The sequence below is a fragment of the Actinoplanes sp. SE50/110 genome (assembly GCF_900119315.1).
Lineage (GTDB): Bacteria > Actinomycetota > Actinomycetes > Mycobacteriales > Micromonosporaceae > Actinoplanes.
In genome coordinates this window covers 3694249-3706213 of record NZ_LT827010.1, presented here as the reverse complement: position 1 = coordinate 3706213, position 11965 = coordinate 3694249, and the positions used below count along the sequence as shown (strand labels likewise).

Annotated in this window: 6 protein-coding genes; 2 read left to right on the top strand and 4 right to left on the bottom strand. The window is 70.8% G+C overall.

Annotated elements, in window-relative coordinates; translation table 11 throughout:
- Positions 1-5 precede the first annotated feature (5 nt).
- From ACSP50_RS16385 to ACSP50_RS16375, 3 genes are all read right to left on the bottom strand, one after another.
- Positions 6-386 (bottom strand): response regulator, encoded by a 381-nt coding sequence (locus tag ACSP50_RS16385; protein ID WP_014690346.1) that lies wholly within the window; start codon positions 384-386, stop codon positions 6-8.
- A gap of 117 nt (positions 387-503) precedes the next feature.
- Complete coding sequence (locus tag ACSP50_RS16380) at positions 504-2468, bottom strand: PAS domain-containing sensor histidine kinase (RefSeq protein ID WP_014690345.1); 1965 nt, start codon at positions 2466-2468, stop codon at positions 504-506.
- Between the two features lie 88 nt (positions 2469-2556).
- Positions 2557-4791 (bottom strand): bifunctional diguanylate cyclase/phosphodiesterase, encoded by a 2235-nt coding sequence (locus ACSP50_RS16375; protein ID WP_155123517.1) that lies wholly within the window; start codon positions 4789-4791, stop codon positions 2557-2559.
- Between the two features lie 225 nt (positions 4792-5016).
- Here ACSP50_RS16375 and ACSP50_RS16370 point away from each other — a divergent pair, with 225 nt between their 5' ends.
- Entirely contained in the window at positions 5017-9273 is a 4257-nt protein-coding gene (locus ACSP50_RS16370; RefSeq protein ID WP_014690343.1) for a response regulator, read from the top strand.
- A 70-nt stretch (positions 9274-9343) separates the two neighbouring features.
- Positions 9344-10045: a hypothetical protein gene (locus tag ACSP50_RS16365; RefSeq protein ID WP_014690342.1), complete on the top strand. Its 702-nt coding sequence runs from the start codon at positions 9344-9346 to the stop codon at positions 10043-10045.
- A 27-nt stretch (positions 10046-10072) separates the two neighbouring features.
- On the opposite strand, the gene ACSP50_RS16360 is transcribed toward ACSP50_RS16365, so the two are convergent.
- Positions 10073-11965, bottom strand: a complete 1893-nt coding sequence (locus ACSP50_RS16360; protein ID WP_014690341.1) for a sensor domain-containing diguanylate cyclase — start codon at positions 11963-11965, stop codon at positions 10073-10075.

Sequence of the window (11965 nt, the reverse complement as noted above, 5' to 3'; positions counted from 1 at the left end):
GCGCATCAGGCCGGTCGCGGTCGACGGTGGATCAGGACCTCTCGCACAGCGTCGCGCAACTCGGCCGGCTGGAACGGTTTGTGCACGACCCGGTCGCCCTCTCGAAGCGTTGCGGCGGCCTGCTCCGGAGTGACCGAGCCACTGGCCATCACGACCGGGATGTCCTCGGTATCCGGGGTGGTGAGTAGTTCCGCGCGTGCCTGCAGGCCGGTCATCCCCGGCATCTCGTTGTCGGTCACGACCGCGTCCGGATGCTGGGCGCGAACCTCGGTGACAAGCTCCTGACCGTTGCTGCACAGGTCCACCGTGTGGCCGGCACGGGTCAGCACCCTCTCCACCACCCGGCGGATGCCGGCGTCGTCGTCGGCCGCGACAATATGACTCACCGGGGACCTACCTTCTGCCGTGTTCCAGTACCGGAAGGGCTCCCAGGAGCCCCACCGAGGGGTATGTCAGGTTTCGCCACAGGCTTTTCGCCGGCGCCTTCGGCGCGCGGGCGTCGATCACCTCTGGCTGGAGCTCGTCGTCCGTACCGCTGCCAGCTTGTGGAGCAGGTCAGCGGCGGTGAAGGGCTTCTCGAGAAAGGCGATGTCCTCGTCGAGGATGTGGGTGGTGCCGAGCAGGCCGTTGCTGTACCCCGACATGTAGAGGACGGGGAGGTCCGGCTGACGCTCGTGCAGCGACTCGGCCAGACGGCGCCCGGAGATACCGGGCATGATCACATCAGTCAGCAAGGCGTCGCAGCCGTGTTGTTCGTACAGGTCCAGTGCTTCGCCGGCATCGGCGGCAACGAGCACGCGGTATTCGGCTTCACTGAGGATGCGGGCGACCATCCGGGCGAGAGCCGGCTCGTCCTCGACGACGAGAACGGTGCTGCCGCCGCCGAGTGGTGGCGCCGTACTGTGCACCGGCGCGGCAGCAGCGGCGGCGGACTCTGCCGTCACCAACGGGAGGTAGATCCGGAAGGTCGTACCGAGGTTCAGCTCCGAGTAGACGTTGATGCTGCCTCCGGCTTCGGTCACGATGCCGTAGACGGTGGCCAGCCCCAATCCGGTGCCGCGGCCCTGCGGCTTGGTGGTGTAGAACGGCTCGAAGATGCGCTTGGCCGTTTCGGGCGACATGCCCTCGCCCGTGTCGCTGACCAACAGGCGGGCGTACGTGCCGGCGGGCAGGGGCGGTTGCATGTCGACCTCCTCGCCGTCCAGCGTCACGGCGTCGGCCTCCAGAACCAGGGTGCCGCCCTCGGGCATCGCGTCCCGGGCATTGATCGCCAGGTTCAACAGCACCTGCTGCAGCTGACCCGGATCGGTGTGCACCATCAGGGGCCGCGTCGAGGGCACCGCGACCAGGTCGATGTGCTCGCCGATGGTGCGCTCCAACATCATCTGGACTTCGGTGACCGCCATGTTGAGGTCCACGTCCTCCGGCTGGACGGCCTGCGCGCGGGTGAAGGTCAGCAACTGCCGGGTCAGATTGGTCGCCCGCTCCACCGCCCTGCGTACCTGCGTGAGGTCCGCTTGCACACCCGGCCGGTCGCTCGTATCCGCCGCCACGAACTCGGTGTAGTTGGCGATGATCGCCAGAATGTTGTTGAAGTCATGAGCGACACCACCGGCCAGCTTGCCGAGGCTCTCCATGCGCTGCGCCTGGTTGCTGCGCTCCTCCATCGCACGCCGGTGTTCGGCGGCCTCCTTGGCCGCGGTGATGTCGCGGGCGATGGCGGAGGCGCCGATGACCGTGCCCGCCTGATCGTGGATCGGGGTGATCGTCAGCGCGACGTCGACGGCGGTCCCGTCCCTGCGCAGCCGTCGGGTCTCGTACGCCATGCCGCGCTCGCCCTGCCTGATCCGGTCGAGGACGTCCACCTGCTCGCCGCCGCCGGTCGCGTCGGCCAGCACCGCGACGGGCTGGCCGAGGGCTTCCTCCGCCGGGTATCCGAACAGGCGTTCCGCGCCGCCGTTCCACGCCGTGATGATCCCTTCCGGGGTGAGCCCGACGACCGCGTCGTCGGTGTGCTCGACCACGGTCGCCAGGGCGGCCCGCTGCGCCTCGGCGACATCGCGGGCGGCGCGTTCCCGCGCGTCAGCCTCGTCCAGTCGGCGCTGACCCCACGGATCCACGTACAGGCCACCCTTACCGAGCAGAACGCCATAGTTGCGGCGCAGCGTCCAGTAGTAGACGCCCACGCCGGCGGTGAGCAGGTCCCACACGGCCGAGGTCCAGGACCACCCGGCGGCGTCCATCTGCATGCGGTGAGCGGCCGGGACCTGCATGACAGTGCGATACGCCATCGCGGCATGCAGGCCATGGCCCACCGCGCAACTGAAGAAGATCAACGCGGTGGCGGTCGCCAGCCGGTTGGTGCGCAGTTGCCCAGCGTGAGCAACCGGACCCACGATCGCCACCATGATCGCCGCATAGGCCACCATGATCACCAGATTGCCCATCAGAAAGAACTGGTCCTGCATGCCCCTCAGTTCGGGCAACCGACTCGCAACCTGAGCGGGCCGGCCGTGTGAGCAGGCTCATCGGCTGTCCGGGCCGGTCCGGCGGGGGTCACCGACGTGCGGCGGCACGTGAGCCGGGCTGCGGCCGCTCGGAGCCGGACGGCTGCTCACCGAACAGGTGCTCACCGCACTCGGTGGCGGTCAGCGGCTTGGCGAAATGGTAACCCTGCGCGAATTCGCAGCCGCTGTTCAGCAGGACCTCCCGCTGACGGGCGTCCTCGACTCCCTCGGCGACCGTCGCGAGGCCCATCGTGTGGGCCAGATGAACGATGCCTTCGGCCAGGGCCGCGCTGGCGGGAGCGGTGGCGATGTCATCGACGAACGACTTATCGATCTTGAGAATGTCGATGGGGAACCGGCGCAGGTAGGCCAGGGAGGAGTAGCCGGTGCCGAAGTCGTCCACGGCCAGGCGTACGCCGAGCTCCTTGAACCTGCGCAACTGCGCCAGCGTCGCGGGTGCGTCCGCCACCAGTACGGACTCGGTCAGTTCCAGGACGAGCCGATTGCTTTCCAGGCCGGTTTCGCGCAACACCTGGACGACGTCGTCGGCCAGCGACGACTGTTCGAGCTGCCGTCCGGACAGGTTCACCGCGACGTACAACGGCGCGTGCGGGCGGCGCCGGTTCCACTGCGCGGTCTGCCGGCACGCCTGGCGCAGCACCCACCTGCCGATGGCAGTGATCGCACCGTTCTGTTCGGCAAGCGAGATGAAGTCGAGCGGAGACACCATGCCGCGCTGCGGATGACGCCAGCGCACCAGCGCCTCACATCCGGCGATCCGCGCATCGCGCAGGTCGACGATCGGCTGGAAGTGCACCTCCAACTCGCCGCGTTCCACCGCGTACCGCAGGTCCGCCTCGATCCTGGTGCGGACGCGCAGGGCCGCCTGCATCGCCGGCTGGAAGATCTCGTAGGTGCCCATGCTGCGCTGCTTGGCGGCGATCAGCGCCAGGTCGGCCCCCTGCAACAGGGTCTCGGCGGAATCGGCACCGGGGCCGCTGAACGCGATCCCGACATGACATCCCACGGTGACCTCACCGTCGCTGCCGTCGGTGAACGGCCTGGCCATGGCCGCCATCACCCGACGAGCGAACGCGCTCGCCTGCGCGACGTGCTCCGCACCGTGCAGGAGCACCGCGAACTCGTCGCCACCACAGCGCGCGACGGTGTCGGTCCCCCGCACGAGATCACGCAGACGCGCGGCGGCACCGATGAGGATCGCGTCCCCCATGGCGTGGCCCACGGCGTCGTTCACGGCTCGGAACCGGTGCAGGTCGATCAGCAGCACCGCGATGCGGCCACCGCCGCGATGGGCATGGGCAAGGCTGTGCGCCAGCCGGTTGAGCAACAGCGCCCGGCTCGCCAATCCGGTCAACGGATCGCGGAAGGCATGCTGGAGCCCGTCCACGGCGCGCGCCGACTGGATCGCCACCCCGATGTGCCCGGCGAAGGCGGTCAGGATGTTCTGGTCAGCGGGGCCGTAGCTCCGTTCCGGTTTCCGGGAGGCCACGAACAGGCTTCCCAACACTCTTGCGTCATGGATGACGGGCGCTGCCATCGCGGTGTGCACCCCGGCCTCCACGCCTTCGCGCAGCGCGTGTGCGGAGTCGGCGTACCGGTCGAACACCACCAGTTCACCGCGGAGGACCGCCTGCCCCGTGACGCCGCCGGCTGCCACCGGGGTGGACCAGAGACGGTGCAGCACGTCGTCCGGGAATCCGTACGCGGCGACCAGGTGAAGCCGTTCCGGGTCGTCGCCGTCACGCAGGGCCAGCGCGACGATGTCGTCACCCAGCAGGGCCTGCGTCTGCGCGGTCACCGTACGGAAGATTTCGTCCAAGGGTGCCTGGCGGGCAATGGCCCGCTGCACCACCGACAGCCGCTCCAGCAGCCGGGCCGCCTGCCCCTCGGCATCGGCCGCACCCGCCGGTGGGGAATCGTTGTCGTGGCGGCGCCGGCCGGACAGGCACACGCCCAACGCGGCGGCGACCGCCTCGGCCACCGCGATCTCGTCGGAGCCCAGACCCCGGCCGGTCAGCACCAGCGTCATCTCGCCGGTCCACGCTGTGGCATCCGGCGCGACCCTTGCCACCGGTACCACCACGCCGTCGTCGGCGGTGCCGCCGCCGGATGCGACCCGCAGAACCCGGTCGGGCTCGTCCGAGCCGACCATCGCCACGACGCGGCCCCGCTCGACGACCGCCACCGCGTCCGCCGGCACAGCCTGGGCCACACCCTCCACGACGACCCGCATCAGATCCGAGAAGTTCCCGGTCCGCGCCATGGTCAGGATGGTTCGGGCCAGCCAACGCGCCACGCCGGCGCCCGTCCGCTCCTCGAGCGGCTCGAGGGGCGCGGGATCCGGCCGCGGAAGGTTCACACCACCCATGTCTCCCGGGTCGGCACAGCCGCGCCGAAGCTGAGCGGTCCCGGGAAACATTCAGTCTCCGGTCCCGGGGTGCCGGTTTCCGCTCAACCGCTGGGTCGGCGGGTCGATGGGCAGGGCATCATGGTGACGGGTGAGCAGGCAACCTCCGGTCCGCGTCCGGCTGTACCGGCCTGGTCGGTGTACGCATTCGCGCAGGCGACCGGGTCGGGGATCTTCTTCGGCCTGCCAGACGGTCTGCCGCGCGCGACGTTACTGGTGGTGCTCAACGCGGTGACGGTGCTGGCGGTGGCGACGACCGCCCGCCGCTGCGCCGAAGGCCGCCGGGGTTGGTCACTGCTGGCCACGGCTCAGCTGCTCAGCACCCTGGGATGGGTGTGCTGGTACCTGTACCCGATGGCCGCGGCGGTGACCGTGCCCTCACCGTCGCTGGGTGACGTGTTCTTCATCGGCTCCTACGCCCTGTCCGCGGTGGGCGTCGGGATGCTGGCGCGCCGGCATGCCGACCGTCGCACGGTGCTGGACGCGGCGATCGTCACCACCTCACTGGGGGTGTTGCTGTGGGTGGTGTTCATCGCCGGCCACGCGGTGACTCCGGGGCTGAGCCTGCCCCAACGCCTGACCGCCGTCGCGTATCCGGTGCTCGATCTGCTGCTGCTGGCGGCCGCCCTGCCGCTGGCGTTGAACGTCCGACGGTCGCCGCGCACCCTGCTGCTGCTCGGTTGGGTGGCGTTGCAGCTGTGCGGCGACATGGTGTTCAACGTGCAGGTGCTGCACGGCACGTTCCGCTTCGGCGGGGCGACGTTCGGCTGGTGGCTGCTGTCGTACGCGGTGCTCAGCGCCGCGGCGCGGTATCAGTCGTCGCCCGCGACCGGGGCGGCGTCGAGGTGGGTGCGCCCCGTGCTGCTCACCATCGCGGTGTTGCCGCTGCCGGTACTGCTGCTGATGCGGGCGTTGCAGGCCTCCGGGCAGGACGTGGTGGTCATCGCCGGCGGGTCGTTGGCGGTGACGATGCTCGTGGTGCTGCGGCTGCTGACCACCGGCCGGCAGAGCCCGCCCTCGGCCGCGGTGCGGGCACACCTGCGCCGGGCGGTGACCCGGCTGTGCGCGGGATTCGTGGTGTTGGCGCTGCTGCCGCTCGCCGGCCTGGCATATCTGTCGGTACGCGAGGCCACCGACACCGTCCGGACCGAGGTGGACCGGCGGCTGACCACCAGCGCCGATGCCAGCGTCGCCTATGTCGAGCAGAAGCTTGCCGGGCTACGGGCCCTGGTGGCCTCCTACGCCGAACGGCGACTGCTCGCGGCCGCACTCGCCGACAACGCCACCGCCGACCCCGCCGCGCTGCAGCATCACCTCACCGGGCTGGAGTCCCGCGACCCGGCGTTCGTCGGGGCCTGGGTGCTCGACGCCGCCGGCAGGATGCTGGCTTTCGATCCCCCCACGCCGAGCGTCATCGGCCTCAACTTCGCCCACCGCGACTACTTCCAGGGCGCGCTGCGGACCCGTGCGCCCTACGTCTCCGAGGCGTTCGCGACCGCGACACCCGGCAATCCGCGAGTCGTCGCGGTCAGCGCGCCGATCCTGCACGACGGTCAGCTTGTCGGCGTGATCACCCTGGGATACCGGCTGGCGGCGCTGGCCGCATTCACCGACCAGCTCGCCGGCGCGCAACAGGTGCGGTTGAAACTCGCCGACCGCCGCGGCACCCTGCTCGCCGGACCCGGCAGCGAGCAGCCCACGCTCACGTCGGCCACCGGCGACCCGCAGATCCGCGCCGCACTCGCCGGCGGCAGCGGCACCGCCCGGCACATGTCGGACGGGGTGGAGACCCTGTCGGCCTACCGCACCGTCGCCAGCGTCGGCTGGGCGGTGAAAGCGGAGATCCCCGCGGCGCAGGCGTTCGCCGGCGCCACCCGGTTCACCGGCCGGGTCGGGGCCGTGACGACGCTGCTCGCGCAGGTGCTGCTGCTCGGCCTCGTGCTGGCGGTGCGCAGCGAACGTGCCCGCCACGCCGCCCAGGCCCACGCGGGCCGGCGCGAAGCTCAGGTCACCGACATCCTGCAGGCCGCCGGCGACGCGTTCGTCTCCATCGACACCGCGGGCAACGTGACGCGCTGGAACACCCAGGCCGAGATCATTTTCGGCTGGCCCGCGGATCAGGCAGTCGGTCGCCCCCTCACCGAGCTGATCATGCCGGATGACCAGCGACACGCTCATCTGGCCGGCGTGCAGCGCGTCGCCGAGGGTGGGCAACCGCACCTGCTCGGGCAACGCGTCGAGGTGCAGGCCCGCCGCCGCGACGGCGAACTGTTCCCGGCGGAGTTGCACGTCTGGGCATCCGGCGACGCCGACGACACGACGTTCAGCGCGTTCATCCGCGACATCACCGACCGTAAACTCGCCGAGGCCGAGGTCGCCGCCGCCCGGGACGAGGCGCTTGCCGCCTCCCGGATGAAATCGGAATTCGTGGCGAACATGAGCCACGAGATCCGCACCCCGATGAACGGCGTCATCGGCCTCACCAGCCTGCTGCTGGACACCGACCTCGACGCCCGCCAGCGCGACTACCTCACCACGGTGCAGAACTCCGCCGACGCGCTGCTCAACGTCATCAACGACATCCTCGACTTCTCCAAGATCGAGGCCGGCAAGCTCGACATCGACCCGGTCGACTTCGACCCGCGCGCCGTGGTCGAGGACGTGGTCAGTCTGCTCGCCGCGACCGCTCAGGCCAAGGGTCTGGAGATCGCCGCGGTGATCACCCCGGCCATCCCGCCCGCGCTGAACGGCGATGCTCACCGGATCCGGCAGATTCTGACGAACCTGGTCTCCAACGCGGTGAAGTTCACCGCGCACGGCGAGGTCGTCGTCACCGTCGAGATCGGCGAACCCAGGGACGGCGTCCGCGAGGTCACCTTCGCCGTCACCGACACCGGTATCGGCATCCCCGCCGACCGGCAGGCGCACCTCTTCGAAGCGTTCACCCAGGCCGATGCCTCCACCACCCGCCGATACGGCGGCACCGGGCTCGGACTGACCATCAGCCGTCAGCTCGTCGGGCTGATGGGCGGCAGCATCGGCCTGGACAGCGAACCCGGCCGCGGCAGCCGCTTCCACTTCACCCTGCCCCTGCCCGGTGCGGGCGCGCCGCTCCCGGGCTCGCACCCCGACCCGGAACTCACGGATGTCCGCGTGCTGGTCGTCGACGACAACTCGACCAACCGCACCGTCGTCACCGGACTGCTCACCGGCTGGAGCATGGACGCCCACGCCGTGGCGGACGCCGGTGCGGCACTCACGGCGCTCCGGGAAGCCGCCGACGCCGGCACCCCGTACGCCGTCGCGCTGCTGGACATGCACATGCCCGGCCTCGACGGCATCGACCTGGCCCGCATCATCCACGGCGATCCCCTCCTGCAGGGCACCAGCCTCGCGATGCTCACGTCCACCAACCAGGCCGGCGAAGCACAGGCCGCCCGCGACGCCGGCGTGCTGGCCTACCTCACCAAACCGGTGCGGGCGATCCAGCTTCGCACCACCCTGCTACAACTCCTGGGCCGCACGCCCGCCTCCCCCGCACCGGAGCAGACGAGCATCGCGGAGCGACCCGGTTCGACCGCGCACGTCCTGATCGCCGAGGACAACGAGGTCAACCAGGAGGTCACCCGGGAGATGCTCGCCGCTCTCGGCTACACCTGCGACATCGCCGCCGACGGCGAGCAGGCCGTGCGGATGCTGCAGACGCGCCACTACGACGCCGTCCTCATGGACTGTCAGATGCCCGTGCTCGACGGCTATCAGGCCACCGAAGTCATCCGCCGGCTCCCCGCGCCCCGCAACGCCGTACCCGTCATCGCCTTGACCGCCTCCGTCCTCGCCTCCGACCAGCAGCGCTGCCGCAGCGCCGGCATGGACGATGTGCTCACCAAGCCATTGCGCAAGCACGACCTGCAGGCCTATCTGACCCGCTTCCTGCCGAATCCCGCCTCGCCCACGACTGCCACCACCACCATCGCCGAGCAACCGCACGACATCAGCGACCTGCTCGACCCCGCCGCCGTCGAAGAACTCCGCGAGATGGGCCCGGGCTTCATCGACCGGATCCTGCCCAACTATCTGCGCAACGCCCCCGCCGCCGCCGCACAGATCGCCGCCGCGGCGGCCCGTCAGGACATGACCGAACTCGCCCGCCTGGCACACAAATTGCGCGGCAGCAGCGGCACCCTCGCCGGCCACCGCCTCGCCGCCACCTGCACCGACCTGGAGAACGCCGCCACCAGCGGCGACGTCGTCGCCGCCGCCACCCTCGCCGCGCTCGTCCACCAACAGACCCACGCCACCTGCGACGCCCTGCACACCACCCTGACCCTCCACTGAGCAGGGTGTCGTGGCGGGCCGCCGTCCGCGGGGGATTTACCCGGGCGGCCCGGTTGGCGATGATGCAGGGATGTCCTCAGCAGCCGTGCCGCCCGGTACACCCCAGCCCGCCCCCGTCGCGCCCGCGGAACTCATCGGCCGGTTGCGCCCGTTCGTGCTGGCCCGAGCGGTGGTGCCCGCCGGTGCCGCCGCCGTCGGCGAGATGCTGCCCGGTCTCGTCGCCACGCTCGGCGTCGACATGGGTGGCCAGGTCAACTTCGTCCCGACCGCAACCGTCGAGGCCCTGGGCGGCCTGCGGGCAGCATGGAAGGCCGCGGTCACCAATCTGACCCGGCTGCCGGCGATGAGCGTGGGCAGCCTCGAAGCCACCGCCGGGCACCCGGACAGCGTGATCTACGAACTGCACAGCACCGATCCCTTCGGCGCTTCGCGGGTCTGTCACCTGGACGGCCTGCTGGCTACCGCCAAGGTCGCCGGCAGCCGGCATGGACTGCTGGTCGCCCTGCCGACGTGGTACACCGTGCTCCTTCACGTGCTGACCGGTCCCGGCGTACTCGCGGCCTTGAACGTGATGGGTAAGGCGGCGTCCGCCGAGCATGCCGCCGCCTCCGGCCCGAAGGCGGTGAGCCCGGACGTGTTCTTCGTCAACAGTGCGGGCAAAGCCGAGACGGTGGTCTACAGCGACAGCATGGACGGCCTGGTGGTCAACACGAACGGCCTCATCAAGGAGTCGTTGTTCGGCCCGGGCGGCCTGCTGCCGCAGGGTCGATAGCCCCGGCCGACCCCGGCGTCGACCGGGTCAGGGGACCCGGGTGAGGCGCTTACGCTCGTACATCCGGGCGTCGGCGCGGTGCAGCAGGGCCTCCGGGTCGGTGGTCGGGCCGGCGGCGCATCCCACGCTCGCCCTGGCCCGGATCGCCCGGCCGTCCACCTGCGCCGGCTGGGCGAGCAGTTCCTGCAGCCGGTCCGCGATCCGGTCGGCCGCCTCGATGCCGGCGCCGGGGAGCAGGATCGCGAACTCGTCGCCGCCGAGACGGGCCGGCAGGGCGTCGGGTCCGGCGCAGCGGCGGAGCACGTCGGCCACATGCAGCAGCACGGCGTCGCCGGCCGCATGACCGTACGTGTCGTTGATGGGTTTGAATCCGTCGAGATCGATGAGCAGCACGGCGGCCTCGGCGGGGCGCAGCTCGCGCATCCGTTCGGCGAGCAGCCGCCGGTTGGCGAGCCCGGTGAGCGCGTCGTGGGTGGCCTGGTGCCGCAGTTGCTCGCGGGCCGCCCGTTCCTCGGTGACATCGCGCGCGTTGCTGACCACGCCGCCGATGCCGCTCTCGTGCAGCTGGTTGACGGCCACCACCTCGATCCACCGGTACGAGCCGTCGGCGTGCCGGAACCGGGCGTGATAGCTGATCTGCGCGCCGGGCGCGCCGAACAGGACGTCCGTGCGGCTGCTGAGCTGCACCTGATCGTCGTCGTGGATGAGGGTGGTGAGCCGGATTCCCATGAGGTCCTCCGGTTGGTAGCCGAGTACCTGGGCGACCACCGGCGTCACGTACGTGATCCTGCCCTCGGCGTCACAGATCGAGGTGATGTCCGAGGAGTGCCGCAGCAGCGCCTCGAGCCGGTTGTGCTGCTGCCCGAGCTGCTTGACGGTGTCGTCGAGGCGGTCCAGCAACCGGGCGTTCTCGCTGAACGCGACTGTCTGCCGCGCCACGACCAGCACGAAGTTCACCAGGAGCCCGGCCACCGCGCCCCACGTCTGTGCGGTCGTCCCGTTCAGCAGCGAGACGATCAGAACCGCGAAGACGAGGATGGTCGCGGCGTACGGAAGAATGCTGAATCGCCGTCGCGGGCGCGCCGGCGCCGCCGCCGGGCGTGGCCCGTGCGCCTGTCGGCGTTCCTGGAGTCGCGCCGACAGCGCCGCGAGAACGCACGGCAGCACCAGCGTGAGGCCCTGCACGGTCAGCATCTGTCCCTGGACGCCGAACGGGACGATCATGTTCGCGACACCCTGGACCGTCGCGGCGGCGACGATGGCGGCCGCGGCCGCACCCTGGACCGGGCTGCGGCCTGACAGGCCCAGCCGCAGGGTGACGAAGACACCCACCATGAGCACGATGAAGCCGGACATGGCGGTGGTGAACGCGGAGAAGCCGGCCGCGGTGATGCCTGACCCGATCAGCAGGGCGGAGAACACCACGGTGGCGGCGCTCAGCACGGTCGCCGCGTCCAGGTGGAAGCGCAACCGGACGGTCCTCGACCTGGTTCCGATCGGGTAGGTCAGGGTCACCACGACGATGAGCAGAGCGCCGACGAGTGCGGCCCCGGCCTGCGTGGGCACGGCGTCCAAGGTTCGCGCCGGGCCGCCGACCAGAGTGACCAGGGCCTGGCTGAGGTCGCCCGCCGCCCACAGGCCGCCACCGATGGCCATCGACCGCCAGAAGCGGCGCGGTGCTCCGTCCACGCCTCGCGCCACCCGGCGCGACAGCAGGAGGATCGCCAGGTCGAGTGGGGGCAGCGACATCCAGGTGACGAGCACCCGGGTACGGTCGTCGGCACCGCCGAGCAGGAACCAGCATGTCGCGGCCAGGCCGCACAGGCCCAGACCGACGATGACCGGATCGCGCCACCAGCGCCGCACGCGTGCCGTCTCCGTTCCCGGCTCCCGGGGCAGGCGGCCGATCGAGTCGCTCAT

Coding starts and splice junctions, on each gene's coding strand:
- ACSP50_RS16380 (WP_014690345.1), bottom strand. CDS start 2,468: ATGCAGGACCAGTTCTTTCTGATGGGCAATCTGGTGATCATGGTGGCC.
- ACSP50_RS16375 (WP_155123517.1), bottom strand. CDS start 4,791: ATGGCGCGGACCGGGAACTTCTCGGATCTGATGCGGGTCGTCGTGGAG.
- ACSP50_RS16370 (WP_014690343.1), top strand. CDS start 5,017: ATGGTGACGGGTGAGCAGGCAACCTCCGGTCCGCGTCCGGCTGTACCG.
- ACSP50_RS16365 (WP_014690342.1), top strand. CDS start 9,344: ATGTCCTCAGCAGCCGTGCCGCCCGGTACACCCCAGCCCGCCCCCGTC.
- ACSP50_RS16360 (WP_014690341.1), bottom strand. CDS start 11,965: ATGAGCGACTCGATCGGCCGCCTGCCCCGGGAGCCGGGAACGGAGACG.